Origin of the sequence: Pseudomonas sp. CP4 (genome assembly GCF_047758505.1) — a bacterium.
GTDB classification, from domain to species: Bacteria; Pseudomonadota; Gammaproteobacteria; order Pseudomonadales; family Pseudomonadaceae; genus Aquipseudomonas; species Aquipseudomonas fluorescens_AO.
This window is the reverse complement of sequence record NZ_CP180489.1, coordinates 4,778,029-4,803,439: the sequence shown is the minus strand read 5'-3', so window position 1 is coordinate 4,803,439 and position 25,411 is coordinate 4,778,029. Positions and strand designations below refer to the sequence as shown.

The 25,411-nt window shown below is 59.9% G+C and carries 24 protein-coding genes; 6 read left to right on the top strand and 18 right to left on the bottom strand.

The window, feature by feature from the left end:
• Positions 1 to 4 precede the first annotated feature (4 nt).
• Positions 5 to 196 carry a CsbD family protein gene (locus ACMYUN_RS21580; protein ID WP_016775518.1) on the bottom strand — a complete coding sequence of 64 codons (192 nt, stop codon included), beginning with the start codon at positions 194 to 196 and terminating at the stop codon, positions 5 to 7.
• A gap of 194 nt (positions 197 to 390) precedes the next feature.
• Between ACMYUN_RS21580 and ACMYUN_RS21575 the strand changes: the two genes are divergently transcribed.
• Positions 391 to 768 carry a hypothetical protein gene (locus tag ACMYUN_RS21575; protein WP_016775519.1) on the top strand — a complete coding sequence of 126 codons (378 nt, stop codon included), beginning with the start codon at positions 391 to 393 and terminating at the stop codon, positions 766 to 768.
• Between the two features lie 162 nt (positions 769 to 930).
• Here the strand turns inward: ACMYUN_RS21575 and fadD1 are convergent, their stop codons facing one another.
• Positions 931 to 2,628, bottom strand: coding sequence for a long-chain-fatty-acid--CoA ligase FadD1 (fadD1, locus tag ACMYUN_RS21570; protein ID WP_415761718.1), 1,698 nt, complete (start codon positions 2,626 to 2,628; stop codon positions 931 to 933).
• A 348-nt stretch (positions 2,629 to 2,976) separates the two neighbouring features.
• Complete coding sequence (fadD2, locus tag ACMYUN_RS21565) at positions 2,977 to 4,665, bottom strand: long-chain-fatty-acid--CoA ligase FadD2 (protein ID WP_415761717.1); 1,689 nt, start codon at positions 4,663 to 4,665, stop codon at positions 2,977 to 2,979.
• A 225-nt stretch (positions 4,666 to 4,890) separates the two neighbouring features.
• Between fadD2 and ACMYUN_RS21560 the strand changes: the two genes are divergently transcribed.
• Both ACMYUN_RS21560 and ACMYUN_RS21555 read left to right on the top strand, forming a co-directional pair.
• The gene (locus ACMYUN_RS21560) at positions 4,891 to 5,835 is read left to right on the top strand and encodes a lysophospholipase (RefSeq protein ID WP_415761716.1); all 945 of its coding nucleotides are present in this window, start codon (positions 4,891 to 4,893) and stop codon (positions 5,833 to 5,835) included.
• Between the two features lie 43 nt (positions 5,836 to 5,878).
• Positions 5,879 to 6,349, top strand: coding sequence for a MaoC family dehydratase (locus ACMYUN_RS21555; RefSeq protein ID WP_003227420.1), 471 nt, complete (start codon positions 5,879 to 5,881; stop codon positions 6,347 to 6,349).
• A 67-nt stretch (positions 6,350 to 6,416) separates the two neighbouring features.
• Here the strand turns inward: ACMYUN_RS21555 and ACMYUN_RS21550 are convergent, their stop codons facing one another.
• Both ACMYUN_RS21550 and ACMYUN_RS21545 read right to left on the bottom strand, forming a co-directional pair.
• Positions 6,417 to 7,388, bottom strand: a complete 972-nt coding sequence (locus tag ACMYUN_RS21550) for an IS110 family transposase (protein WP_056786210.1) — start codon at positions 7,386 to 7,388, stop codon at positions 6,417 to 6,419.
• Between the two features lie 330 nt (positions 7,389 to 7,718).
• Complete coding sequence (locus ACMYUN_RS21545; RefSeq protein WP_016773542.1) at positions 7,719 to 8,186, bottom strand: ferritin-like domain-containing protein; 468 nt, start codon at positions 8,184 to 8,186, stop codon at positions 7,719 to 7,721.
• Positions 8,187 to 8,392: 206 nt separating this feature from the next.
• Between ACMYUN_RS21545 and ACMYUN_RS21540 the strand changes: the two genes are divergently transcribed.
• Together ACMYUN_RS21540 and ACMYUN_RS21535 are read left to right on the top strand one after the other, a co-directional pair.
• Complete coding sequence (locus ACMYUN_RS21540; RefSeq protein ID WP_003227425.1) at positions 8,393 to 8,629, top strand: DUF3820 family protein; 237 nt, start codon at positions 8,393 to 8,395, stop codon at positions 8,627 to 8,629.
• A 30-nt stretch (positions 8,630 to 8,659) separates the two neighbouring features.
• Positions 8,660 to 9,841: an aminotransferase class V-fold PLP-dependent enzyme gene (locus tag ACMYUN_RS21535; RefSeq protein ID WP_415761715.1), complete on the top strand. Its 1,182-nt coding sequence runs from the start codon at positions 8,660 to 8,662 to the stop codon at positions 9,839 to 9,841.
• Here the strand turns inward: ACMYUN_RS21535 and ACMYUN_RS21530 are convergent.
• The 4 genes from ACMYUN_RS21530 to zwf all read right to left on the bottom strand — a co-directional run bounded on the left by ACMYUN_RS21530 (position 9,838) and on the right by zwf (position 13,439).
• Entirely contained in the window at positions 9,838 to 10,419 is a 582-nt protein-coding gene (locus ACMYUN_RS21530) for a hypothetical protein (protein WP_415761714.1), read from the bottom strand. The genes ACMYUN_RS21535 and ACMYUN_RS21530 overlap by 4 nt on opposite strands.
• Before the next feature lie 170 nt (positions 10,420 to 10,589).
• Complete coding sequence (locus tag ACMYUN_RS21525) at positions 10,590 to 11,255, bottom strand: bifunctional 4-hydroxy-2-oxoglutarate aldolase/2-dehydro-3-deoxy-phosphogluconate aldolase (protein WP_016773539.1); 666 nt, start codon at positions 11,253 to 11,255, stop codon at positions 10,590 to 10,592.
• Positions 11,256 to 11,272: 17 nt separating this feature from the next.
• Positions 11,273 to 11,986: a 6-phosphogluconolactonase gene (gene pgl / locus ACMYUN_RS21520; protein WP_310405281.1), complete on the bottom strand. Its 714-nt coding sequence runs from the start codon at positions 11,984 to 11,986 to the stop codon at positions 11,273 to 11,275.
• Entirely contained in the window at positions 11,973 to 13,439 is a 1,467-nt protein-coding gene (gene zwf / locus ACMYUN_RS21515) for a glucose-6-phosphate dehydrogenase (RefSeq protein WP_016773537.1), read from the bottom strand. The genes pgl and zwf overlap by 14 nt, the downstream gene beginning before the upstream one ends.
• 226 nt (positions 13,440 to 13,665) lie before the next feature.
• On the opposite strand from zwf, the gene ACMYUN_RS21510 reads away from it, so the two are divergent.
• Positions 13,666 to 14,526, top strand: a complete 861-nt coding sequence (locus ACMYUN_RS21510; protein ID WP_169842436.1) for a MurR/RpiR family transcriptional regulator — start codon at positions 13,666 to 13,668, stop codon at positions 14,524 to 14,526.
• Between the two features lie 41 nt (positions 14,527 to 14,567).
• On the opposite strand, the gene ACMYUN_RS21505 is transcribed toward ACMYUN_RS21510, so the two are convergent.
• From ACMYUN_RS21505 to ACMYUN_RS21465, 9 genes are all read right to left on the bottom strand, one after another.
• Positions 14,568 to 15,422: a D-hexose-6-phosphate mutarotase gene (locus ACMYUN_RS21505; protein ID WP_039758108.1), complete on the bottom strand. Its 855-nt coding sequence runs from the start codon at positions 15,420 to 15,422 to the stop codon at positions 14,568 to 14,570.
• 114 nt (positions 15,423 to 15,536) lie between these two features.
• A complete protein-coding gene (locus ACMYUN_RS21500; protein WP_039758111.1) occupies positions 15,537 to 16,886 on the bottom strand; it encodes a carbohydrate porin in 1,350 nt (449 codons plus the stop codon).
• A 228-nt stretch (positions 16,887 to 17,114) separates the two neighbouring features.
• Entirely contained in the window at positions 17,115 to 18,275 is a 1,161-nt protein-coding gene (locus ACMYUN_RS21495; RefSeq protein ID WP_400555936.1) for an ABC transporter ATP-binding protein, read from the bottom strand.
• Positions 18,276 to 18,277: 2 nt separating this feature from the next.
• Complete coding sequence (locus ACMYUN_RS21490) at positions 18,278 to 19,123, bottom strand: carbohydrate ABC transporter permease (protein ID WP_039758116.1); 846 nt, start codon at positions 19,121 to 19,123, stop codon at positions 18,278 to 18,280.
• Positions 19,116 to 20,024 (bottom strand): carbohydrate ABC transporter permease, encoded by a 909-nt coding sequence (locus tag ACMYUN_RS21485; protein WP_042607263.1) that lies wholly within the window; start codon positions 20,022 to 20,024, stop codon positions 19,116 to 19,118. The genes ACMYUN_RS21490 and ACMYUN_RS21485 overlap by 8 nt, the downstream gene beginning before the upstream one ends.
• 119 nt (positions 20,025 to 20,143) lie before the next feature.
• Positions 20,144 to 21,445 carry an ABC transporter substrate-binding protein gene (locus ACMYUN_RS21480; RefSeq protein ID WP_024014061.1) on the bottom strand — a complete coding sequence of 434 codons (1,302 nt, stop codon included), beginning with the start codon at positions 21,443 to 21,445 and terminating at the stop codon, positions 20,144 to 20,146.
• Positions 21,446 to 21,563: 118 nt separating this feature from the next.
• Positions 21,564 to 22,823: an AGE family epimerase/isomerase gene (locus ACMYUN_RS21475; RefSeq protein ID WP_415761713.1), complete on the bottom strand. Its 1,260-nt coding sequence runs from the start codon at positions 22,821 to 22,823 to the stop codon at positions 21,564 to 21,566.
• A 232-nt stretch (positions 22,824 to 23,055) separates the two neighbouring features.
• The gene (locus ACMYUN_RS21470) at positions 23,056 to 24,525 is read right to left on the bottom strand and encodes an ATP-binding protein (protein WP_415761712.1); all 1,470 of its coding nucleotides are present in this window, start codon (positions 24,523 to 24,525) and stop codon (positions 23,056 to 23,058) included.
• Positions 24,515 to 25,246, bottom strand: a complete 732-nt coding sequence (locus tag ACMYUN_RS21465; protein WP_039758123.1) for a response regulator — start codon at positions 25,244 to 25,246, stop codon at positions 24,515 to 24,517. Before ACMYUN_RS21465 ends, ACMYUN_RS21470 begins: the two co-directional genes overlap by 11 nt.
• Between the last annotated feature and the right edge of the window lie 165 nt (positions 25,247 to 25,411).

The window sequence follows — 25,411 nt, the reverse complement described above, 5'->3', positions numbered from 1 at the left end:
TCGCTTACGCCTTGTCGACGCCCTTTTTCACAGCGTCCTTGGCGTTGCCGACCGCTTGCTGGGCTTCGCCTTTTTTCTCTTGAACCTTGCCTTCCGCACGCATCTTGTCGTTGTCAGTAGCTTTGCCGACGCCTTGCTTGATATTGCCGACGGCTTCGTTGGCCATGCCTTTTACTTTATCGCCTGTGCTACTCATGGTGTTTCTCCGTGAAGCATAAAGGGAAGAAAAGTCATTACGTAACGATTGACCGGTTCGCTTTGCGCCAAGTTTCATTTATTTTCCCGGCATTTCGTCGTGGCACGCAGGTTGCGCTTTATGTTTGCCGGCGTAGCCCCGAGAATGCTCAGCCTACGGGCGTCGCGCCCGGCACACCGATTCGCAGGAATGTCATGAAGCTCAATAAAACCCAGGCCATCGCCCGTCGCAACCAGGAACTGGGCGGCGCCGTGCTCGGCACCAACAACTGCCACTTCGCCGAACTGAACCGTAACCGCAACATCTGGTGGTTCGACCTGCCGGTGTCGCGTCTGGCCATCGGTCAGTACGAGTGGATTCACTTGCTGCTGCACACCCCGGCCACCGATGAGTTGCTGCACCTGAAAGTGCCCACGGTGTTCCTGCGCGAAAAGCTCGAAGGCCTGGTGATTCGCAACGAAGGCAAACGCAAGGCGGCGCTGAGCCTGGAATTGAGTGCGGACAAGGATTCGTACCTGCAGGACATGCGACCGGCGGGGACCAATGTGAATTTTGCGCCGTTTCGTCAGTAGGATTTGCACTTGATCGTTTCCACGCTCTGCGTGGGAATGCATCTCGGGACGCTCTGCGTCCCTGCAGTGCTGGACGCGGAGCGTCCGGGACGGCATTCCCACGCGGAGCGTGGGAACGATCAGTTCACCAACAAAAAGCCCCGCATCTGCGGGGCTTTTTGTTTAAGCGGCGCTCTTGGCCTTGATCTTCTTCAGCTCTTCATCCCGCAATTCGCGGCGCAGGATCTTGCCGACGTTGGTGGTCGGCAGCGCATCGCGGAACTCCACCGAACGCGGCACTTTGTAGCCGGTGACGTTGGCGCGCATGTGGTCCATGACCTGCTCTTTGGTCAGGGTCACGCCCGGTTTGGCAACGATGAAAATCTTGATCGCCTCACCCGACTTCTCGTCCGGCACGCCAATCGCCGCGCACTGCAACACGCCCGGCAAAGTCGCCAGCACGTCTTCCAGCTCGTTCGGATAAACGTTGAAGCCAGACACCAGAATCATGTCTTTCTTGCGATCAACGATGCGCATGTAGCCGTCCGGCTGGATCAGCGCGATGTCACCGGTTTTCAGCCAGCCGTCGCTGTCGAGCATTTCATCGGTGGCTTCCTGACGCTGCCAGTAGCCCTTCATCACTTGCGGGCCCTTGACGCAGAGCTCGCCGATTTCGCCCAGCGGCTGCTCGACACCGGCATCGTCGATGACTTTGCACAGGGTCGATGGCACCGGAATGCCGATGGTGCCGATCTGGATGTGCTGGATCGGGTTGACCGTCGCCACCGGGCTGGTTTCGGTCATGCCGTAACCTTCGCAGATGGCGCAACCGGTCACGGCTTTCCAGCGCTCCGCCGCTGCCAGTTGCAGGGCCATGCCACCGGACAGGGTGACTTTCAGCGCGGAGAAATCCAGCTTGCGGAAACCTTCGTTATTGCACAGCGCCACGAACAGCGTGTTCAGGCCGACGAAACCGCTGAACTTCCACTTCGACAGTTCCTTGACCATCGCCGGCAGGTCGCGCGGGTTGCTGATCAGGATGTTGTGGTTGCCGATCAGCATCATCGCCATGCAGTGAAAGGTGAACGCATAGATGTGATACAGCGGCAGCGGCGTGATCAGGATCTCGCAGCCTTCGTTGAGGTTGGAGCCCATCAGCGCCTTGCATTGCAGCATGTTGGCGACCAGGTTGCGGTGGGTAAGCATCGCGCCCTTGGCCACGCCGGTGGTGCCGCCGGTGTATTGCAGCACGGCGACATCGCCGCTGTCCGGGTTGGCTTCGGCCACTGGCTGGCCGTGGCCCTTGCTCAGGACGTCGTTGAACTTGATGGCCTTGGGCAAGTGATAGGCCGGAACCATTTTCTTCACGTACTTGATGACGCTGTTGATCAGCAGGCGCTTGATCGGCGGCAGCAGGTCGGCGACTTCGGTGACGATGATGTGCTTGACCCCGGTCTTCGGCACCACGGCTTCGGCCAGGTGCGCCATGTTCGCCAGGCACACCAGGGCTTTGGCGCCGGAGTCGTTGAATTGGTGTTCCATTTCCCGCGCGGTGTACAGCGGGTTGGTGTTGACCACAATCAGCCCGGCGCGAATGGCACCGAAGACCGCGACCGGATACTGCAGGACGTTAGGCAGTTGCACGGCGATTCGATCACCGGGCTGCAAGTCGGTATGCTGTTGCAAATACGCGGCAAAGGCCCCGGACAGCTCGTACAGCTCACCGTAGGTGATTGTCTTGCCCAGGTTGCTGAAAGCCGGTTTGTTGGCGAAGCGTTGGCAGGATTGCTTCAACACTGCCTGAATGTTCGGATACTCGTCTGGATTGATCTCGGCTGCGATTCCAGCCGGGTACTTATCCTTCCAAAAGTCTTCGATCATGGAAGCCCACTCCTCAGCAACGCGAATTCTTCACCGCATTTGATGCGATTATTATTGGTGTGTGTTTTGTATTGGTGAATCCGGCGTTTTACAGGCCGAGAAGTCACAAAGCGCGCCGAGAGTAGCAGCTTTGCCAAGGGTCGACCAGAGCCAAACGTGGGCCCTACAGTCATATTGATGACTTAAGACTTGCCAGCGGTCATTTTAGAGCAAAAATCCTATAACCCCCCAAAACCCCCGAATTCAGCGGGCACAAAAGATTCGCGAGCAGGCTCGCCCCCAACAGAAAGCATCGATACCTGTGGGAGCGAGCCTGCTCGCGAATGTCACAAGCGCAGCGGTTCAGGCCTAGGCGATATCCCGCAATTCGCGCCGCAGAATTTTCCCTACCGGCGTCATTGGCAACGACTCACGCAACACGATGTGCTTCGGCACCTTGTAGGCGGTGAAATTCTCTTTGCAGTACGCCTTCAGCTCTTCCAGGCTGACGCCGGTTTCCCGCGCCACGACAAACAGCTTCACCGCCTCCCCCGAACGCTCGTCCGGCACACCGATCACCGCGCAGTTGGCGACGTTCGGGTGGGCCATGACCACGTCTTCGATTTCGTTGGGGTACACGTTGAAGCCAGAGACGATGATCATGTCCTTCTTGCGATCGACGATGCGCACGAAACCGTCCGGGTCGATCACGGCGATATCGCCGGACTTGAACCAGCCCTCGGCATCCAGCACTTCGGCGGTGGCTTCGGGCTTGTTCCAGTAGCCCTTCATGATCTGCGGACCTTTGATGCACAGCTCGCCGCGCTCGCCCAGCGGCTGCTCGACGCCGTCATCGTTGATGATTTTCACCAGCGTGCCTGGTACCGGCAGGCCGACGGTGCCCAGGCGCGACTGGTCGCCGTAAGGATTGGTGCACGCCACTGGCGAGGTTTCGGTCAGGCCGTAGCCTTCGGTGATGCGGCAACCGGTCATCTGTTCCCAGCGCTCGGCGGTGGCCTTGACCAGCGCAGTGCCGCCGGAGTTGGTCAGCTTCAGACTGGAGAAGTCCAGAGTCTTGAAATCGGGATGGTCCATCAACGCGACGAACAAAGTGTTCAAACCCAGCAGTGCCGAGAAGCGCCAGTTTTTCAGTTCCTTGATGAAGCCGGCGATGTCACGCGGATTGGAGATCAACACGTTGTGGTTGCCCGAGACCATCATGCACATGCAATTCGCGGTGAAGGCATAGATGTGGTACAGCGGCAGCGGCGCGATCATCACCTCCTGGCCTTCGCGCAACAGCGGCTGACCGTCCGGGCCGAGTTGAGCCAGGCAGGCGCGCACCTGCTGCATGTTCGCGACAAGATTGCCGTGGGTGAGCATCGCGCCCTTCGCCAGGCCAGTGGTGCCGCCGGTGTATTGCAGCACGGCGATGTCATCGAGGCCGACGTTCAGCGGTTTGATACCCAGGCCGCGGCCCATGCGCAGCGCGCTTTTGAACGAGGTCGCTTGAGGCAACGAATACTCGGGGACCAGTTTCTTCACTTTGCTGACCACGGTGTTGACCAGCCAGCCTTTGGCGGTGGGCATCAGGTCGCCCATCTTCGCTTCGATCAGGTATTGAATGTCGGTGTCGGGCAGCACTTCCTGGACTTTCTGCCCGAACAGGTTCAGGTAGACCAGCGCACGCGCGCCGGAATCCTTGAACTGGTGGCGCATCTCCCGCGGCGTGTACAGCGGGTTGGTGTTGACCACGATCAGCCCGGCGCGCAGGGCGCCGAACACGGCAATCGGATAATGCAGAACGTTGGGCATCTGCACCGCAATGCGATCCCCCGGCACCAGATCGGTATGGGCCTGCAGGTAACCGGCGAACGCCGCGCTCTGGCGCTCGAGTTCGGCGTAGGTCAGGGTGATGCCCATGCTGCTGAACGCCGGGCGGTCAGCGAATTTCTTGCAGGAACGCTCAAACACTTCAATGACCGACTTGAACTCGCCCATGTCGATGTCCAGCGGTACGCCGGCCGGGCGTTTGTCATTCCAGAAATCAGGTTGCATTGTTCTTGTCCTCTTTACCTGAGCCGATCCGGGAGCCGCTTTCTGTCGTTTCTGCTTCGTCCATGGAAGGTGAAAAGCACAAAGCGGAGCTTCACGGACACTAGCAGCTATGGCCATTGAGGCAAATATGAGGCAAGCCCTCATTGATCCCGTGAATCTTCCTGCCGTGGCGTGAGCTGATCAGACGCGCTATACACTGTGGCGATGCTGAGCAAAGGAATCGCCATGACCCACGACACCTTCTGGCTGGACGCGAGTGACCGCAGCCGCCTGTACGTCAACCGCTGGCTGCCGGCCACGCCTTTGAAAGCGGTGATTCTCGTCGCCCATGGCATGGCCGAACACAGCGCTCGATACGCCCGCCTCGCCGACACGTTTTGCGACAAAGACTATGGCGTCTACGCCCCGGATCTGCGCGGCCATGGTCGCACCGCCGACAACGGCACCCTTGGCCATTTCGCCGATGACGATGGCTGGTGCAAGGTGGTTGGCGATCTGGCCAGCCTCAATCAGCACATCGGCCAGCAACATCCCGGCGTGCCGATCATCCTGCTCGGCCACAGCATGGGCAGCTACATCGCCCAGGCCTATCTGCTGCACCACAGCGCCAGTCTGCACGGGGCGATTCTCAGCGGTTCGAATTTCCAGCCAGTTGCGCTGTATCGCGCCGCCCGGCAAATTGCCCGGCTGGAAAAACTGCGGCAGGGCGGCAAGGGCCGCAGTGCATTGATCGAATGGCTGTCGTTCGGCTCGTTCAACAATAAATTGAAACCGGTGCGCACCCGTTTTGACTGGCTGAGCCGCGATCCGGTCGAGGTCGACAAGTACACCGCCGACCCGTTGTGCGGCTTTCGCTGCACCAATCAGCTGTGGATCGATCTGCTCGGCGGCTTGCAGCAAATCAGCAAAGCGTCCAATCTCGCGCAGATCGATCCAGGCCTGCCGCTGCTGGTAATCGGCGGCGAATGTGATCCGGTGAGCGAGGGCAAGCGTCTGACTGATCTGGCCAATGCCTTGCGCAGGGCCGGCAGCCAGTACCTTCAACTGACGATCTACCCACAGGCCCGGCACGAACTGTTCAATGAAAGCAATCGCGACGAAGTGACCGCCGATGTGCTCGCCTGGATCGACCAGGCCCTGAGCCGCCGGCGCCCACAGCGCAGCGAATAATTTTTTGTGGATTCACTGAAATCCGTCACAGGAAACGAAACCGATGACCCAGGTTACCAACATCCCTTACGAAGCCCTTGAAGTCGGCCAGACCGCCAGCTACAGCAAGACTGTCGAAGAGCGCGACATTCAGCTGTTTGCTGCGATGTCGGGCGACCACAACCCGGTGCACCTGGACGCCGAATTCGCCGCCGCCAGCATGTTCAAGGAGCGCATTGCTCACGGTATGTTCAGCGGTGCGCTGATCAGCGCCGCCGTTGCCTGCGAGCTGCCTGGGCCGGGCACCATTTATATCGGTCAGCAGATGAGCTTTCAGAAGCCAGTGAAGATCGGCGACACGCTGACCGTGCGCCTGGAGATTCTGGAGAAACTGCCGAAATTCCGCGTGCGCATTGCCACGCGCGTATTCAATCAGCGTGATGAGTTGGTAGTGGATGGCGAGGCGGAAATTCTCGCGCCGCGCAAACAGCAGACGGTGACGTTGCCGACATTGCCGGCGATCAGTATCGGTTGATCGAAAAGATCGCAGCCTTCGGCAGCTCCTACTTTGCAATGCATCCCTGTAGATACCGTCTTGAGCCTCACCGGGCAAGCGCAAGTTTCGGGTCATATGGCAGTCCAGACTTGAGCACTCCGTAAACGAAGTGCAGCAGCTTGCGCATTGCTGCGCAGATGATCTGCTTGGGGGCCTTGCCGTTGGCCTCCAGGCGTTCTTTCATCGCCTTGATCGCCTTATTGTGTTTCAGCGCCACCATGCCAGGCATGTAGAGGCCTGCACGCAGCCGTGCCGACCCTACTCTTGAGATCAGGGTATGACCTTTGAGCTTTCCTGATTCCTGCAGCTTTGGATTGAGCCCTGCAGCAGCGACCAGTTGGCGAGGATCACTGTATTTGCGCAAGTCACCCAGTTCGGCCAGCAATCGTTCAAGCGTTTTTTGTCCGATGCCGTCGATGGTGACGATGAGATCCCGCATCTGACGCATATCCGGGTCGTCATCGATGTGTTTTTTGATCGCCTTGTGCGTTTCTACGATCTCTTTTTCAATATGGCGCAGAACGGAGTTGATCGAGTCTTTGACCTTTTCGTCGGAAACGTCCAGACGATTAAGCTCCATTTGTTCCATTTCCTGAAGGTCATCCAAGCGGCGCACCATTGCTTTCAACTGGCGGTATTTCAGCGGCTCAGGCGCCCATGGGTGAAGTTTTTGATCTTTTTCCCGGGCAAAGTCGGCGATCAGTTTGGCATCACTTTTATCAGTCTTGATGCGGCGCAGTTCGCTGTCAGCGTACGCTTTGGTCGTAGCCGGGTTCACGACGCAGACCCGGAAGCCTTTGTTGTAAACGAACTCCGCGAGTTCCAAGTGGTAAACGCTCGTGGCTTCCATCACGATCAGGGCCGAACGCTCGGCGTTTTTTTCTAGCCACGCCTCAAACTCTTTAAAGCCCTTTGGATCGTTGGCCAGCTTGGCCTTGGTTTTGTGCTTGCCGTTGGGCTGGTGTGTAGCGATATCAAAGGTGTTCTTTGCGATGTCGACGCCAACGAAACCGGACATGATCGTTTCTCCACTTGTTCCCTGTTGCGATCATCACGTCACTCTGTCCAACCTTGCGAATGCGGGCTCTCGCCGCAGGCGGGCCCAAGATACCGTGCGAACTGTACGAGTGAGTGTGGAGGGCTGGAGCACGATCTACGTCACAGGCAAAAAGCCTAAGGAGCTGCGCGGCTTCCAAGTCCCTCCCTCGATGATCAGTCGAGAACTATCGCTCCTGACGGAGCGTTAGTCGAGATACAAGGAGCTGCCGCAGGCTGCGATCTTTTGCTTTCCAGACGAGCATAAAAAAACGCCAGACATGCTGGCGTTTTTTTTTCAGCCGGCTAACTCTTACGAGTTCGCACGAGCCTGGTTACGCAGGGCTTTCACCTGGTCGTGGTTGCGTTGTACGCCGTGGTACTGACGCTCAACCAGATCCTTGATGCCCACCAGATTGTGCTTGTTGATCTTCTCGATCGCTTCACGATAAGCCTTCAGCGCATGGTCTTCACCGCGCTCGGCTTCGTTCAGCACAGCCTCTTCGTCTTTACCGGTGAACATGGATTTCACGTCTACCCAACGACGGTGCAGATCACCGGCAACGCTGGTCGAAGTTTCCGGATCACCGCCCAGCGAACGCACTTGGGCCTGCAGCTCGGCTGCTGCGGTAGCGCAATCGGCGGAACGCTGTACGAACAAGGTTTTCAGTTCCGGGTGCTTGATGTCTTCGGCGCAAGTCTTGAACCCTTCCTGACCGTCCTTGCAGGTTTCAATCAGGTCGTTGAGTACAGAGATGGCTTCTTTATTCATGTCGGTCATTTTTCAATTCCTTGCGATGGGTTGAAGATGCAAGGAATATTGCAGCGTGCGTGCCAGCTTCGCTTCAAGCAATAAGTCCTTTAATTTCAATAAGTTATAAAAGATTGAACCATCTGTATGCTGGTTTTTTGCATGATCTGTCATTTGGCCTGCATGCAGAATGCCTGTATTTTCCAGGCTGTTATGTGAATGAATGAAGCGTGCTGATGAATCCGGAAAAACTCGAACTGCTGATCACCCGCGAGATGCCTTTCGGCAAGTACAAAGGGCGGATCATTGCCGACCTGCCTGGCCCCTATCTGAACTGGTTCGCCCGTGAAGGCTTTCCCCACGGCGAACTCGGTGGCCTGCTGGCGCTGATGCAGGAGATCGACCACAACGGCCTGTCCGACCTGCTCGAGCCGTTACGCGCCAAACACGGCAAACCCGCCCCGCGCCACTGACGCGCCCTCCTTTCTTGAGCCTTGCCGACCATGCCTGACAACACCCGCCGCGCCCGTGACGAAGCCTTCTGGCAGACATTCGCCGACCGATACGATGTTCAGCCCGGCCCGGTCAATCTGGAGAACGGTTACTTCGGACGCATGTCGCGCACGGTGATCGAGGAGTACCAGCGCAACATTGAGCTGATCAATACCAGCAACTCGGTTTATGCGCGCCAGCGCTTCGAACAGCACGACAACCTTGAGATCCGCGCGCAACTGGCCGAGCTGATTGGAGTGCGCGCGCAAAGCGTAGCCCTGACGCGCAACGCCACCGACGGCCTGCAATCGCTGATCCGCAATTACAATCGCCTGCAACCGGGCGATCAGGTGCTGATCTGCGACCTCGAGTACGACACGGTCAAAGGCGCCATGCGCTGGCTGGCGAAACACCGTGGCGTTGAGGTCATCGAGATTACCCACCACCATCCCGCCAGTTTCGACAGCCTGCTGGAAAGCTACCGCGAAGCTTTCACCCGCCACCCGAAGCTCAAACTGATGGCGCTGACCCATGTCACCCATCGCACCGGTCTGGTCATGCCGGTGCAGGCCATCGCCGCATTGGCCAAAGAGCATGGCGTCGACATCATCCTCGACGGTGCCCACGCCCTCGGCCAGATCGAATTCGATCTGCAAGCCTTGGGCATCGCGTTCGCCGGTTACAACCTGCACAAGTGGATCGGCGCGCCTCTGACGCTTGGCTTCATTTACATCGCCCCGCAGCGCCTGGCCGACATCGATCCGGACATGGGCGAGATGCATTATCCGGCCACCGACATTCGCGCGCGCACCTCGTACAGCACGCCGAACATCCCGGCGCTGATGACCTTGCCGCTGGTGTTCGAAGAACACGACGCCCTCGGCGGTGCGGCCGCCAAAAGCGCACGCCTGAATTACCTGCGCAACCTGTGGGTCAGCGCCGTGCGGCACCTGCCGGGCATCGAGGTGCTGACGCCTGAGGACCCGCAACTGTATTGCGCGATCACCGCGCTGCGTTTCACCCGGCATGCCGATCAACAAGTCATGGCCGAACGCTTGCTCAGCGAATTCAACCTGTTCACCGTGGTGCGCACCGGCGCCGCGTGCGGGCCTTGTATCCGCATCACCCCGGGGCTGACCACCACAGCGGGCGAGATGGAGCAGTTGGTCCACGCATTGAACCAGCTGCGCTAGAACGGCACACCGGAGTTTTTTTCGTAGCCTTCAAGACCCAGCTGCGACGACACGGCGAAGGTATCGATGCCGAGGGTCTGGCAGGCGAAGGCACCGTCTTCGAGTTCTCCGCCGGCAATTGGCTGCAACATCAGTCGCAAAGCGTCTTTGGCGGGAGCTACACAGCCGCAGCGGCCGGGCAAGTGCAAAGTACCGGCCCAGGCCTCATGGTGAGACTGCGCACCTGCTTCGTCGCCGGGAATGAATACGTTCAGGTTCAGGCAAGAACTGCCGGGCGCCGGTTGATCCGGATAGACACTGGTGAAACGGACGATGCCGTGGCTGTCGGTCGATTGACTGCCGCCCAGGCTGATGTCGCCATCGACACGCTGTTGGATGCGCACCAGCGCGCCGATGACCGGCTCGCTGGTCATCGCATCGACCAGCAACAGACGCAGGATCAGCGGCAGACCTTCGACACCCTGACTGATATTGCGCACCTCGGGCTGGGCTGCAGGCCGATCGGCGCGACCAGGGAATGGCGGCTTCGGTTGATAAGGAAATTGTGGCGTAGGGGTCAGAGACTGAAGGTCGTCCATGAAGCGTTCTCTCTTCCATAAGATGAACGCAGGTTAACCCCGTGATAAAGCCAGCGTGCGGTAACTATGTATCGCGGCGTGTACAGGCACTTTTTTCAGCGCAAAAAAAAGGTGCGCCGACCAAGCGCACCATAAAGCCGTAAAGCACACAACGAAGTGTCAGGTAACAATCAGTCCAGCAGCGCCAGGGCCTCGGCGGTGCATTCCTGAATGCGGGCCCAGTCGCCGTTCTTGATCCACTCCGGATCAAGCATCCAGCTACCGCCCACGCACATGACGTTTTTCAGCGCCATGTAGCTCTTGATATTGGCCGGGCCGACGCCACCAGTCGGGCAGAATTTCACTTCGCCGAACGGGCCGCCAAGGGCCTTGATTGCCGCCACGCCACCGCTGACTTCCGCCGGGAACAGCTTGAAGCGGCGATAGCCCAGACCATAGCCTTCCATGATCCCCGAGGCGTTGCTGATGCCTGGCAACAGCGGAATCGGGCTGTCGACGCTGGCTTCGAGCAGGTCGCGGGTGATGCCCGGGGTGACGATGAATTGCGAGCCTGCCGCTTCCGCCGCTGCGAGCATGTTGCGATCGAGCACGGTGCCGGCACCGGTCATCAATTCCGGACGCTGTTCACGCAGGATCTGAATCGCCTTGAGGCCGAACTGCGAACGCAGGGTCACTTCCAGCGCGGTCAGGCCACCGGCGGCGAGCGCGTCGGCCAGCGGCAGCACATCCTGTTCACGGGCGATGGTGATCACTGGCAGGATCCGCGCCTTGGCGCAGAGACTGTCGATCAGGGCAACTTTGTCCGCCATGGAAACGGTCGGGGATGGGGTTGTCATAGCGGCTGTTCCTTGGCTCATGGGCACCAGTAAATCTCTAACGTAGGTTGCAGAAACGCGCGCACCGGCATGGCCGCGACGTCGTCGGATGCCAGCGCGGCATTCAGGGTGGTCAGTTTCGACTGACCGGAAATCGACAGGATCTTGTGCTTAGCCGAGGCCAGCAGCGCGCGGCTCATGGTCAGGCGCTGCCGCGGCACGCTGGGCGCCAGCATCGGCCAGCAACGGCGCGTGCCGTCGGCCTGCAACGCCTCAGTCAGGTTCGGGCTGTCGGGGAACAGCGACGCGGTGTGGCCGTCATCGCCCATGCCCAGCACCAGTACGTCGATCGGCGGCAACTCGGCGAGCAAACGGTCAGCCTGCTCGGCGGCCTGCTCAACGTTGGCTGCCGCGCTGTAGAGACTGAGAAATTGCGCCTTGGCTGCCGGGCCCTTAAGCAGGTATTGCTTGAGCAGGCCGGCATTGCTGTCGGCGTGCTCGACCGGCACCCAGCGCTCGTCGGCAAGGGTCACGACGACTTTCGACCAGTCCAGCTCCTGCTTGGCCAGGTGCTGGAAAAACGCTACCGGGCTGCGCCCGCCGGACACCACCAGTACCGCGTTGCCGCGCGCCGCAATGGCGTCGCTCAGTTGCTTGGCAACGTTCAGCGCCAGGCCTTCGGCGAGCAGCACCGGGCTGTTGAATTCGCGGGCAGTCACGCCCGCCGGCAGTTGCACATCAGATATCGCCATACCACGACCTCCCGTCCCGCGTGATCAAAGCAATGGAGCTCATCGGCCCCCACGACCCGGCCGCATACGGCTTGGGCGCGTCACCGGATTTCTTCCACCCGGCGATCAGCTGGTCACACCACTTCCACGCGGCTTCGATTTCATCTTTACGGACAAACAGGTTCTGATTGCCGTTCATCACTTCCAGCAACAACCGCTCGTAGGCATCGGGGATCCGCGCGCTACGCCAGGTGTCGGAGAAATTCAGTTGCAGCGGCCCGCTGCGCAGTTGCATGCCCTTGTCCAGGCCCTGTTCCTTGGTCATCACGCGCAAGGAAATGCCTTCGTCCGGTTGCAGGCGGATGATCAGTTTGTTGCTGATCTGCAGGCGCTGCTCCGGGGCGAAGATGTAGTGCGACGGTTCCTTGAAGTGGATGACGATCTGCGACAGCTTCTGCGGCATACGCTTGCCGGTACGCAGGTAGAACGGCACACCGGCCCAGCGCCAGTTGCGGATGTCGGCACGCAGGGCGACGAAGGTTTCGGTGTCGCTCTGGGTGTTGGAATTCGGTTCTTCGAGGTAACCCGGAACGGATTTGCCTTCGCTGTGGCCGGCGATGTACTGGCCGCGCACCACTTGCGTGGTCAGGCCTTCCGGGCTGATCGGCGCCAGCGCCTTGAGCACTTTTACCTTTTCGTCACGGATGCTGTCGGCGGACAGGTCGGCCGGCGGGTCCATGGCAATCAGGCAGAGCAGCTGCAACAGGTGATTCTGGATCATGTCGCGCAGTTGGCCGGCCTTGTCGAAATAGCCCCAACGGCCTTCGATGCCGACCTTCTCGGCGACGGTGATTTCCACGTGGGAAATGTAGTTCTGGTTCCACTGGGTTTCGAACAGGCTGTTGGCGAAACGCAGGGCGATCAGGTTCTGAACGGTCTCTTTGCCCAGATAGTGGTCGATGCGGTAGGTGCGGTCTTCCGGGAAAAACTGCGCGACGGCGTCGTTGACCTTGCGCGACGACTCCAGGTCAGAGCCGATCGGCTTTTCCAGCACCACTCGAGTATTTTCGGCCAGACCGACTTTCTCCAGGTTCTCGCAGATTGCGCCGTACACCGCTGCCGGGGTGGCGAAGTACGCGATCATGCGCTGACTGCTGCCGGCCAGTTCCGCCAGCGCCACGTAATCTTCAGCCTTGAGGAAATCGACATGCAGATAGGTCAGGCGCGCGAGAAAGCGCTCAGCCACGGTTTCGTTCAGCTCTTTGCCGACGTAACGGCGCAATTCGGCGGCGATGAACGCCATGTGCTGCTGCTCGCTGCCGGGCTCACGGGCCAGCGCGATGATGCGCGTGTCCTCATGCAGCAGATCGGCACCGTCAAGGTGATACAGGGCAGGAAACAGCTTGCGCAGGGCCAGATCGCCAAGCGCGCCGAACAAGGCAAAGGTGCACGGTTCAACCGTAATGGAAGGCATGATGTTTGTTCTTTTATCAAGTTAAGCTACAAATACCTTTTTTCAAGGCATCACTCAAGGGAAAATGTAGTAATAACCACAACATTTTCGCAGAATACTCAATCCGAGTGGTGGTCGCCCGGACGCATCAGTAGGATAGGCCACCGTCACGGGCCATATCAAAGGCCCAATTTGCATAGCCCGACGCAACTCTGCGTCGGTGAATCAGGAATTCCATATGGACCGCGTGCGAAATTTACTGGAACAGATCCAGAGTCGCCTTGAAGAGCTGAACAAGGCCGAACGTAAGGTCGCCGAGGTGATCCTGCTCAACCCGCAGCAGGCCACCCGCTTCAGCATCGCCGCCCTCGCCCAGGCCGCTTCGGTGAGCGAGCCGACGGTCAACCGTTTCTGCCGTTCGTTCGGTGTCAGCGGTTACCCCGAGCTCAAGCTGCAATTGGCGCAGAGCCTGGCCAGTGGCGCGGCGTATGTCAGCCGTGCGGTTGAAGCCGATGACAATCCCGAGGCCTACACGCAGAAGATTTTCGGCAGCGCCATCGCCTCGCTGGACAGCGCGTGTCAGGCACTCGACCCGAACCTGATCAGCCGCGCCGTCGACCTGCTGATCCAGGCCCGGCAGATCCATTTCTTCGGCCTCGGCGCTTCAGCCCCGGTGGCGCTCGATGCGCAGCACAAGTTCTTCCGCTTCAACCTTGCGGTCACCGCGCATGCCGATGTGCTGATGCAGCGGATGATTGCTTCGGTGGCGCACACCGGTGAGCTGTTCGTGATCATTTCCTACACCGGCCGCACCCGCGAGCTGGTGGAAGTGGCACGGATCGCTCGGGAGAACGGTGCTTCAGTGCTGGGCCTGACGGCGGAGAATTCGCCGCTGGCCAAGGCGAGTACCTTGAGCCTGAATATTCCGTTGCCAGAAGACACCGACATTTATATGCCGATGACCTCGCGGATCATTCAGTTGACGGTGCTGGATGTGCTGGCAACGGGAATGACCCTGCGCCGTGGCGTGGACTTCCAGCCGCATCTGCGCAAGATCAAAGAGAGCCTGAATGCCAGCCGGTATCCGGTTGGGGATGAGTTCAACTGATCTCTGTCGGCTGATCGTTCCCACGCAGAGCGTGGGAACGATCAAGCCGCCGCCCACGCCTGCAAACTCAAATGCGCCTTCTCCCCCGGCGCCAGGTGCAGACTGTCGGTGCCACCCGCCGCCGCTTCCACGCAGACAAATTCGGAAATCTCGTCCCAGCTCACCCCCAGCAACGGCCGCGCGCCGGGATGCCAGACGACGGTGTCGCCGCTGTCACCAGTATCGATGCACAACTCGCGTTGCCAAGCGTGATCCTTGAGCTGCAATTCGCCGTCATGCTGGAACACTCGCTGACAACCACCATCGACGCGCAACTCGCCTTCCTGCTGGCAAACCTGACGATTCAACTGATCATAACCCTGCGCACCTTCGAGGCCAGACAGCGCTATCTCGCCGACATCGCCAATACGCCAGTAAGCGTGCAAAGCCTGGCTCAACTGGCACGGCATGTCGTCTTGATGCTCGGTACTCAGGCGTAATTCCATGCGTTCGCCCAAATGCGCGTGCAGGTCGACCTGCCAATCGCACAGCTGCAATTGCCAGTGCAGGCGCACGCCGTCTTCGGCGCTGCTGCTGTCGAGCAACTTCCAGTCGAGCAATCGCGCCCAACCGTGCGACGGCCACGCATTTTCGCTTGGATGACGGCCATACCAAGGCCAGCACACCGGCACGCCACCACGAATCGCGCCGACATGCGGCCACTTCGCTGCGCACCACAACCACGGTTTCTGCCCACGCGGTTGAAAGTGCAGCAACTGCGCACCCTGGCGACTGAAGACCGCCTGACACAGCGGATGATCGATCACCAACACGTCGCGCATCTGATAGCGCTCCCAGGCGAACACCGGTCGCTCGCGCAGGGATTTGAAGAAGCGTTGCAGCGGATGCTCATGCATTGGCCACGATTCCGAATTCAACTTTCATGGGGTGCGCAGACCCTCCAAAAAAAAGCGGACAGCCTGGGCTGTCCGCAAATATGCGCACATAGAGAGGAGCTTATCGCAGACGCGTCAGAACGTTGACTGAATTTTCAGGCCAGCGACCAAAGCGTTATCGACTTCATCCACACCGCCCGGATGGGTGATGTATTGCAGGTTGGGACGCACGGTCAGCCAGTTGGTGACGTGGAAGCCGTAGTTGAGTTCGTAGTTGTATTCGGTCTCACGAATCGGCGAGAACGCGGCGTTGTCGTAGTCGGAAACACCGTTGGAGGCGTTCAGCAGTTCAGCGTTGCGCTTGACGTCCTTGTTGACGTGGATACGCGCTGCGCCAATACCGATGTCATCTTTCGGACGGGCATCGAACGGGCCTTTGTAGACAAACATCACCGACTGGTAGTTGTCGATGAAGTTGGTGTCCTTGTCGTGGAAGGTCGCGTTGGCGGCGATGTTCAGACCGCGAGTCGCATCACCGTTGTGGCTGGTGAGTTGCTGCTGCGCGACGAACCAGTAACCGCTTTTGCTGTTGTGCGATTTGTAGGCGTCACCGGTGGTCGCCGCGTCGAAACCGTTGACGTCTTCGCGAACGTCGTCGGCATCGGCCGTGCTCTTGTAGTAACCGACGCGGTATTCGCCCGGCAGGCTGTTGACCTTCGGCGACCAGACCAATTCAACCGGCAGAACAGTACCCTTGGTGCCACTGCCGCTGAGCTTGAAGCCGTTGCCGTGTTCCAGCTGCGACGGGTTCTGGTTGTACGCACCGATCTGCGCGTAGAGCTCGTCGTTGATGTTGTACTTCACGCGGATCGCGGCCTGGCTGACTGGCCAGTTGTACCAGATGTTGGTTGCCCAGTTACCCACTTGCGAACCGCAGAACGCGAGGTTCTGGAAATCGCACGGGAAGGTGTTGAAGTCTTCGCCTTCGCCGAAATAACCGGCCTTGACGTCGAGCTTGTTGTCGAAGAACTGGTGCTGGATCCACAACTGGGTCAAACGCACCATATGGCCACGGCCGTAGACTTCCTGCGAGGAGCTGAGGGTGCCGGCACGTGGATCACCAACGCGGTCGTTGGAGATGTTGTAGCCGTTACGGTTGGTCAGCTGGATCTTCGCTTGCGTGTTGTCCCAGCCCCACAGTTTCTGCAGATCGAGGGCCACGCCGAGGCCAAACTGGTCGCTGTAGCGGCCGGTCTTGTCGTCGTCATAACCACCGTGCAGGTTGGCGCCCATCTCGCCAACGTAGTCGGCCTTGATGTCGATACCCTGCTCAATCAGCTTGGTGCGCTCGCCGCCCCAGTCGCCGGTCATCCACTTGGAGTCGGAGCTGAACGCATCCGCCGCCATCGCATTACCGGCCAGCACCAGTGCAGCTGCCGCAGAAACCTGGCAGATCAACCGGGCATTGACGTGTTTCTTTTTCATCCCTACATCCTCGTCTTTATTGTTATTAACTGTTTTTATCTAACGCGGTTTACATAAAGTGCAGTGCTCGACAGGCCGGACACCGCGTGCTCCTTATAGGAGTGAACCCTGTGGCGAGGGGATTTATCCCCGATGGGCTGCGTAGCAGACCCCGCTTTTATGGGGCCGCTGCGCGACCCAACGGGGATAAATCCCCTCGCCACAAAAGCTCGCTCCCACATTTGTTCCTCAGCGCCCCTTGAACTGGGCGACGTTCGCAGACCGCGCATCGGTCTGCGGTTGGCCGGCAGTGCCGAGGCGCTCACCGGTGTTGGCATCAAACAACAACACTTTCGACGGATCGAACTGCAGCGTCAGGCTTTCGCCCACCTGCGGTGCCACGTCCGGCGCCAGTCGGCAGCAGACCTTGGTGTCATTCAGGTTGACGAATACCAGCGTGTCCGGGCCGGTCGGTTCCGTGACCTGCACTTCAGCGCGGATGCTCGGCAGACCATTGCCCTCGCCGTTCGCCAGACAGATCTGCTCCGGGCGCAGGCCGAGGATCACTTCGCGGTCTTCAAGCCCGGCGTCCTGCATGCTCATCGGCAATTCACAACGCGCCTGGCCGCTGTCGAGCAGCGCCAGCAGACGACCGTCCTTGCGCTGCAAACGCAGGGGGATGAAGTTCATCGGCGGCGAACCGATGAAGCTCGCCACGAACAGGTTCGCCGGATCGTTATAGATGTCTTTCGGCGTACCGAACTGCTGAATGATGCCGTCCTTCATCACCGCGACTTTATCGCCCAGGGTCATCGCTTCGATCTGGTCGTGGGTCACGTAGACCGTGGTGGTTTTCAGGCGCTGGTGCATCAGTTTCATTTCGGTGCGCATCTCGACGCGCAGCTTGGCGTCGAGGTTGGACAGCGGTTCGTCGAACAGGTAGATCTTCGGCCGCCGCGCCAGAGCACGGCCCATCGCCACGCGCTGTTGCTGACCACCGGAGAGCTGGCCCGGCTTGCGATTGAGCAGGTGTTCGATCTGCAACAGCTTGGCCACGCGGGCGACTTCTTCGTCGATCGCTGCCTGCGGCATCTTGCGGATCTTCAGGCCGAACTCGATGTTCTCGCGCACGCTCATGGTCGGATACAGCGCGTAGGACTGGAACACCATGGCAATGTCGCGATCCTTGGGGCTCATGCCGCTGACGTCCTGGTCACCGATCATGATCGCGCCGCCGGTGATGGTTTCCAGCCCGGCGATGCAGTTCATCAAGGTCGATTTACCGCAGCCCGACGGGCCGACAAGGATCAGGAATTCACCGTCCTTGATCGACAGTTCGATGTTCTTCAGGGTGTCCGGCAGGCCGGCCCCGTAGGTCTTGTTTACGTTGCGAAGTTCAAGCGTAGCCATGATTACCCCTTGACCGCGCCGGCCGTCAGCCCGCGCACGAAATACTTGCCTGCGACCACATAGACCAGCAGGGTCGGCAGGCCGGCGATCATCGCCGCTGCCATATCCACGTTGTATTCCTTGGCGCCGGTGCTGGTGTTGACCAGGTTATTGAGCGCCACGGTGATCGGTTGCGAATCACCGCTGGAGAACACCACCCCGAAGAGAAAGTCGTTCCAGATCTGGGTGAACTGCCAGATCAGGCAGACCATGATGATCGGCGTCGACATCGGCAGAATGATGCGGCGGAAAATCGTGAAGAACCCCGCGCCATCCAGACGCGCAGCCTTGACCAGCGCATCGGGAATGCTCACATAGTAGTTGCGGAAGAACAGCGTGGTGAACGCCAGACCGTAGACCACGTGCACGAACACCAGGCCGGTGGTGGTGCTTGCCAGGCCCATCTTGCCGAGGGTGAACGAGGCCGGCAGCAGCACGGTCTGGAACGGCAGGAAGCAGCCGAACAGCAGCAGACCGAAGAACAACTGCGAACCACGGAAGCGCCACATCGACAGCACATAACCGTTCAATGCACCGATGGCGGTGGAGATGATTACCGCCGGTACGGTGATTTTGATCGAGTTCCAGAAGTAGCCGTCAACCGTGGCCCAGGCCTTGACCCAGCCGATGCCGCTGACCACGGTCGGCCAGCTCAACAGGTTGCCGGTGCTGATGTCTTCCGGGGTCTTGAAGCTGGTCAGCAACATGACCACCAGCGGCACCAGATAGAGGAACACCGCGAGGATCAGCACCGCGTAGATCGCGATGCGGCTCAAGCTGATGGCGGGTTTGGCAGCGAGACTAGTCATTACGCTTGGTCCTCAGCTCGGAGTACAGGTAAGGCACGATGATCGCGAGGATCGCACCGAGCATCAGAATCGCACTGGCCGAGCCCATGCCCATCTGGCCGCGACTGAAGGTGAAGGAATACATGAACATCGCTGGCAGGTCGGAGGAATAACCCGGGCCGCCGGCGGTCATTGCCGCAACGAGGTCGAAGCTCTTGATCGCGATGTGCGCCAGGATCATCACCGCACTGAAGAACACCGGACGCAGGCTTGGCAGCACGACTTTCCAGTAGATGCGCGGCATGCTCGCGCCGTCGATCTGCGCCGCGCGGATGATCGATTGATCGACGCCACGCAGGCCGGCGAGGAACATCGCCATGATGAAGCCCGAGGCTTGCCACACAGCGGCGATCACCAGGCAGTACACCACGCGATCGGGGTCGATCAGCCAGTCCAGACGGAAGCCTTCCCAGCCCCAGTCACGCAACAATTTGTCCAGGCCCATGCCCGGGTTGAGCAGCCATTTCCACGCGGTACCGGTGACGATCATCGAGAGCGCCATCGGGTACAGATAAATGGTGCGGATGAAGCCTTCGCGACGGATGCGCTGGTCGAGGAATACCGCCAGCAACACGCCGATCACCAGGGTGATGCCGATGAACATACCGCCGAACACGGCGAGGTTCTTGCTCGCCACCCACCAGCGATCGTTGTCGAACAACCGCGCGTATTGCGCCAGGCCGGCCCACTTGTAGTTGGGCAGGAAGGTCGAGGTGGTGAACGACAGAATGAACGTCCACAGGATGTAGCCATAGAAGCCCACCAGCACGATGAACATGCTCGGCGCCAGCACCAGTTTTGGCAGCCAGCGTTGCAATGCATCGAACGGCGAGGCCTTGCTGAACACAGCAACAGAACTCATGAGCAAATCCAGAAAAGAAAGAGAAGAACAGCTGCAAGCTGCAAGCTACAAGACCAGCAGCGCGCAAGCCTTTAACTTGCAGCTTGAAGCTTGAAGCTTGCAGCTCGCCGTCAAGGCGCCTATTTGGCCGACTGAACCGCCGCGCCGAGTTTCTTCGCCGCATCGGCCGGGTCGGCTTTCGGGTCGTTGATGTAGTTGGTGACTACGTCAAAGAACGCGCCTTGCACGGCCAGCGTGGTCGCCATGTTGTGCGCCATGCTTGGTTGCAGGCCGCCGGACTTGGCGTCCGCGAGGAAGTCCTTGGCAGCGGTCTGTGCGCAGGAGTCGAAGCCGAGCTTGTCCATGTTGTTCAACATGTCGTTGCGCACCGGGATCGAGCCTTTGTTGATGCTGAAGACTTTCTGGAAGTTCTCACCCAGCACGACTTTGGCGATGTCCTGCTGACCGGCCGCCGTGCCGGCGTCCTTCTGCTTGAACACGGCCAGCGAGTCGATGTTGTAGGTGAACGCCTTGTCGGTGCCCGGGAACGCTACGCACTCGTAATCCTTGCCGGCGACTTTCTTGGCGGCGGTCCATTCGGACTTGGCCCAGTCACCCATGATCTGCATGCCGGCCTTGCCGTTGATGACCTTGGCCGCTTCGAGGTTCCAGTCCTGGCCTTTGCCGTCCGCGTCCATGTAGGTCGCGACTTTCTTCAGCTCAGTGAGCGCCTTGACCATTTCCGGGCCGGTCAGCGCTTTGTTGTCGAGGTCGACCAGGGCTTTCTTGTAGCCGTCCACGCCCATGACCGAGAGCACCACCGCTTCGAACACGGTGCTGTCCTGCCAAGGCTGACCGCCGTGGGCCAGCGGAATGAAGCCCGCGGCTTTCAGCTTGTCGCCGGCGGCGTAGAACTCTTCGAGGGTGGTTGGATTCTTGGTGATGCCGGCTTTCTTGAAGACTTCCGGGTTGATCCACAGCCAGTTCACACGGTGAATGTTCACCGGCACGGCCACGTAATCACCGTCGTACTTCACGGTGTCGGAGACTTTCTTGTCGAGCAGGCTGTCCCATTTTTCCGACTTGGCGACATCTTTCAAAACGTCGGTGTCGAGCAGACCGGTCGATGCCCATTCCTGGATGTCCGGGCCTTTGATCTGCGCGACGCCAGGCGGGTTGCCGGCAACGGCGCGGCTCTTCAGTACGGTCATGGCAGTCGCACCGCCACCCCCGGCGACAGCGCCGTCTTTCCAGGTGAAACCGTCTTTTTCGACTTGGGCCTTGAGCACATCAACAGCGGCTTTTTCGCCACCGGAAGTCCACCAGTGCACGACTTCGACCGAACCTTTGGAGTCGGCAGCGGAGACACTGAGCGGCAGGATTGCGAGCGGGAACAGGGAGGCGACAGAAATGACAGTAGCGAGGCGAGAAATCGCATTCATTCGAAATGTACCTTTCTTGTTGTTATGCATTGCAAGTCTGGTGCTTGCGCTGCACGGAGTTTAAACAGAGCGTTTCGCTTCGCAGGTAACGAAGGGACGCGTAAATGTCACGACATGGTTACACAGGAACAGGCCGCGACAACTGCGCCAAAGCCGTGGCCATGCTTGGCGCCAGCGGTAATCGTGGAATCAGCACAGCCTGCCAGGCGTGATACAGATCGGGCTTGCCCGGCCAGATATCGGCACTCGGCACATTCTGCGGATTGAGTTCGTGATGCCAGCTGCCGTTGCAGCGGTCGATGAAATTCGTCTCGCAGAATTCCCAGAACAGTCGGTACCAGGTTTCGTATTGCGCGTCGCCGGTGCGCTTGAGCAAAGCGCTGGCGGCGGCGCTGGCTTCGGCATGCGTCCAGTGCAGGCGATGGCGAACCACGGCTTGGTTATTCCAGTCGAGGGTGTAGACGATGCCCGGCGCGCCATCGACATCCCATCCGTGGCGGCAATTGTTTTCGAAGAGTTTTTGCGCATCCACGGCCAGCCAGCCGGGCGTGAGCATGCCGGCTTGCACCCGTGCGGCCTCAAGGTGCAGGAGCAAGCGCGCCCATTCGAAACCGTGGCCCGGCGTGGTGCCGTAAGGACGGAAACCGTCAGCGGGGTTGTCGTGGTTGTATTCGCGCAGCGGTTGCCAGTCGCGATCGAAGTGTTCGATGACCATGTAATCGTTGGCCGCAGCGTGACCATGAATCACTCGCTCGACGATGCGCTGGGCGCGCACCAGCCAGCGCGGGTCTTCAGTGACATCAGCCAGCGCAAGGAACGCTTCGGTCGCGTGCATGTTGCTGTTGGCGCCGCGATAGGCTTCCTCTTCGCTCCAGTCGCGATTGAAGAATTCGCGCATGGCGCCCTCTTCTTCGCTCCAGAAATAAGTGTCGATGATGTCGATCGCGTCATCGAGCAAAGCCTGGGCACCGGGCCGTTGCGCGACTACGGCAGAGCTGGCGGCCAGCGCGACGAAGGCGTGCAGGTAGGCGTTCTTGCCGGTGTTGTCGTCGCGGTGTTCGGCAACTGCAAACCAGCCGCCGTGTAACGCATCACGCAATGGCCCGCGCAACGCGGCGATACCGTGGTCGACCAGTTCGGCAAACCCCGGCAGGCCCTGAATGTGGGCCATGGCGAAGCTGTGGGTCATGCGCGCGGTGTTCATGGTTTCGGCTTGCGCGTGCGCCGGCAAACGGCCGCGCTCGTCAAGGTTGCCGAAACCTTCGGGCAACTTCGCCGCCTTGGCGAAATCCAGCAGACGCAGGCCTTCGGCAGCGAGCCATTGCTGGTGGGCAGGAGCGTTCAGCCAACTGCTGAAGTCTGGGTGAAAGGTGTCCATCGCGTGACCCTTTTTTGTTGTTAGGACTGCGGGCAGTCTAAACAACGGGCCGGGGCGGGCTTGTAACGAAGGGGACGGGGTTTGTCACGGGCCTGTGACATTTGGATTGATGCGGCTTCGCGAGCAGGCTCGCTCCCACATTCAACTATGTTTCTGCAGGTGGAATGCAGTCACTGTGGGAGCGACGGTGCGACGATTCGACCTGCTCGCGAAGAACGATAACGCGGTCTGACTAATCAACACTGCGCGGCAACTGCAACGTCACCCGCAACCCGCCCTCACGCAGATTCTGCAGCGTCACCTCGCCGCCATGGCTGTGGGCAATATTGCGCGCAATGCCCAGACCCAGTCCGTAGCCCTGCTGTTGCCCCGCCAAACGGAAGTGCGGTTCGAACACTTGCTCCAACCGCTGCTGCGGTACGCCCGGCCCTTCATCGTCGACGTGCAGAACAAACGCGCTGTCATCGTCATCGATGTGCAGATGCGCGTTCTGCCCGTATTTCAAGGCGTTGTCGATCAGGTTGCCGATGCAGCGCTTGAGCGCCAGCGGTTTGCCCGGGTACGCCGACAGCGCGCGGCCATGTTGAGTGACGCGGCCATTGCCGTTCGGCGCCAGGTAAGGCTCGACCAGACAATCGAGCACATGATTGAGATCCACCGGCTCGATGTTCTCGTGGATGTCGGTGTCCTTGACGCATTGCAGCGCGCCTTTGACCAGCAGCTCCAGCTCATCCAGATCGCGGCCGAACTTGGCTTGCAGCTGTTCATCTTCGAGCAGTTCGACGCGCAAGCGCAGGCGCGTGATCGGCGTGCGCAGGTCGTGGGAAATCGCGCTGAACAACTGGCTGCGTTCGGTCAGATAGCGGCTGATGCGTTCGCGCATGGTGTTGAACGCGCGGCCGACTTCGACCACTTCACTGCCACCACCCTCCGCCACCGGCTCGACGTCGGCGCCCAGCGACAGATCCCGCGCCGCCCGCGCCAGGCGCTTGAGCGGCCGGCTCTGCCAGTGCACCAGCAGGCCGATGAACAACAACAGAAAGCCGCTGGTGAGGACGATAAACCACACCTGCTGCGCTGGCAGGCCTTGCTCTTCGAGACTGGTGTAGGGCTCGGGCAGCAACGAGGCGATGTACAGCCACTCGCCCGGCGCCATCTGAATTTGCGTGACCAGCACCGGCGGATTCACCGGCTCCAGGGTCAGCGCGTAATGCGCCCAGGAGCGCGGCAGCTCATCAAGTTTCAGCCCGGCGTTGAAAATCCGCAGGTCTTCGGGGCTGACGAAGGTCACCGAAATGTCCGTGTCATGACCGAGGGACTGGCGCAGCACTTCGTCCACTGCTTGCATCACCGCAGCCTTGCGCGGCGTCACCGGCAGCACGTCCATGCCCAGCGGCTTGTCATTGAGCGTCACGACAAATCGGGTACCGCCCATGCTGCGCAATTGATCGAGCACCAGCGGCCGATAGGCCACCGGCAAGGAACGGAAATAGCTGACGCTGGCGGTCATCGAATGCGCCAGGCTGCGGGCACTGGTGACCAGGCCTTCGAGCTGGGTGGCGCGCAGTTGCGAGACCCAGATCACGCTCGACAGCGTCTGCGCGAACAGCACCGCCAGCAGGGTCAGCAGCAACATTCGCCCGAGCAGTGAGCGCGGCACCGGCACGCGGCTGGCGAACTTGCGCAGCGTCTCAGTGAGCATTGCCGGCAACCACATTGGCTGCCAACTGATAACCGCTGCCGCGCACGGTGCGGATCAGCCGTGGCGGTTTCTCGGTGTCGCGCAGGCGTTGGCGCAAACGGCTGACGGCCATGTCGACGATGCGATCGAGCGGCATCAGATCGCGGCCACGGGTGGCGTTGCCGATGGTGTCGCGGTCGAGGATTTGCTGCGGGTGGTCGAGGAACAGTTTCAGCAAAGCAAAATCGGCGCCGGAAAGAATCACTTCCTCGCCGTCGGTGTGGAACAGCCGATGACTGACCGTGTCCAGGCGCCAGTCGTCGAAAGCCAACACTTCACTGCCGCTGCGTTCGTGGGCGAACTGTGCCCGGCGCAGCAGGGCCTTGATCCGCGCTTGCAGTTCGCGCGGGCTGAACGGCTTGCCGAGATAGTCATCGGCGCCAAGCTCCAGACCGATCACCCGGTCGGCTTCGTCGGAACTGGCGGTCAGCATGATGATCGGCACCTGCGCCTGACGCGGATGCTGGCGCACCCAGCGGCACAGGCTGAAACCGTCTTCGTCGGGCAGCATGACATCGAGGATCACCAGATCGCTCGGCGCCTCGTTGAGGGCCTGACGAAAACCGGCACCATCGGCGGTGGCCCGCACCTGAAACCCGGCGCGGGTCAGGTAGGTTTCCAGCAACTCGCGTATTTCCTGGTCGTCATCGACCAACAATATCGACTTGTTGACTGAGCTCACTTCGAAGGCATCCTTGTTGTTGGAGTTGGGGCGGATTATGCCTGATGAAGCCTCGAATTTTGTTGTCGATCGTTCCCACGCTCCGCGTGGGAATGCCTCAAGGGACGCTCCGCGTCCAGTGACTCGGAGCGTCACGGGCTGCATTCCCACGCGGAGCGTGGGAAC

Bases quoted from the DNA above. Each gene is read 5' to 3' on its own strand.
- ACMYUN_RS21525 (WP_016773539.1), bottom strand. From the start codon at position 11,255: ATGACAACCCCATCCCCGACCGTTTCCATGGCGGACAAAGTTGCCCTG.
- ACMYUN_RS21545 (WP_016773542.1), bottom strand. From the start codon at position 8,186: ATGACCGACATGAATAAAGAAGCCATCTCTGTACTCAACGACCTGATT.
- fadD1 (WP_415761718.1), bottom strand. From the start codon at position 2,628: ATGATCGAAGACTTTTGGAAGGATAAGTACCCGGCTGGAATCGCAGCC.
- ACMYUN_RS21560 (WP_415761716.1), top strand. From the start codon at position 4,891: ATGACCCACGACACCTTCTGGCTGGACGCGAGTGACCGCAGCCGCCTG.
- ACMYUN_RS21530 (WP_415761714.1), bottom strand. From the start codon at position 10,419: ATGGACGACCTTCAGTCTCTGACCCCTACGCCACAATTTCCTTATCAA.
- ACMYUN_RS21490 (WP_039758116.1), bottom strand. From the start codon at position 19,123: ATGACTAGTCTCGCTGCCAAACCCGCCATCAGCTTGAGCCGCATCGCG.
- ACMYUN_RS21505 (WP_039758108.1), bottom strand. From the start codon at position 15,422: ATGCATGAGCATCCGCTGCAACGCTTCTTCAAATCCCTGCGCGAGCGA.
- ACMYUN_RS21540 (WP_003227425.1), top strand. From the start codon at position 8,393: ATGAATCCGGAAAAACTCGAACTGCTGATCACCCGCGAGATGCCTTTC.
- ACMYUN_RS21485 (WP_042607263.1), bottom strand. From the start codon at position 20,024: ATGAGTTCTGTTGCTGTGTTCAGCAAGGCCTCGCCGTTCGATGCATTG.
- ACMYUN_RS21580 (WP_016775518.1), bottom strand. From the start codon at position 196: ATGAGTAGCACAGGCGATAAAGTAAAAGGCATGGCCAACGAAGCCGTC.
- ACMYUN_RS21480 (WP_024014061.1), bottom strand. From the start codon at position 21,445: ATGAATGCGATTTCTCGCCTCGCTACTGTCATTTCTGTCGCCTCCCTG.
- fadD2 (WP_415761717.1), bottom strand. From the start codon at position 4,665: ATGCAACCTGATTTCTGGAATGACAAACGCCCGGCCGGCGTACCGCTG.
- ACMYUN_RS21495 (WP_400555936.1), bottom strand. From the start codon at position 18,275: ATGGCTACGCTTGAACTTCGCAACGTAAACAAGACCTACGGGGCCGGC.
- ACMYUN_RS21475 (WP_415761713.1), bottom strand. From the start codon at position 22,823: ATGGACACCTTTCACCCAGACTTCAGCAGTTGGCTGAACGCTCCTGCC.
- ACMYUN_RS21535 (WP_415761715.1), top strand. From the start codon at position 8,660: ATGCCTGACAACACCCGCCGCGCCCGTGACGAAGCCTTCTGGCAGACA.
- ACMYUN_RS21470 (WP_415761712.1), bottom strand. From the start codon at position 24,525: ATGCTCACTGAGACGCTGCGCAAGTTCGCCAGCCGCGTGCCGGTGCCG.
- pgl (WP_310405281.1), bottom strand. From the start codon at position 11,986: ATGGCGATATCTGATGTGCAACTGCCGGCGGGCGTGACTGCCCGCGAA.
- zwf (WP_016773537.1), bottom strand. From the start codon at position 13,439: ATGCCTTCCATTACGGTTGAACCGTGCACCTTTGCCTTGTTCGGCGCG.
- ACMYUN_RS21575 (WP_016775519.1), top strand. From the start codon at position 391: ATGAAGCTCAATAAAACCCAGGCCATCGCCCGTCGCAACCAGGAACTG.
- ACMYUN_RS21500 (WP_039758111.1), bottom strand. From the start codon at position 16,886: ATGAAAAAGAAACACGTCAATGCCCGGTTGATCTGCCAGGTTTCTGCG.
- ACMYUN_RS21550 (WP_056786210.1), bottom strand. From the start codon at position 7,388: ATGTCCGGTTTCGTTGGCGTCGACATCGCAAAGAACACCTTTGATATC.
- ACMYUN_RS21555 (WP_003227420.1), top strand. From the start codon at position 5,879: ATGACCCAGGTTACCAACATCCCTTACGAAGCCCTTGAAGTCGGCCAG.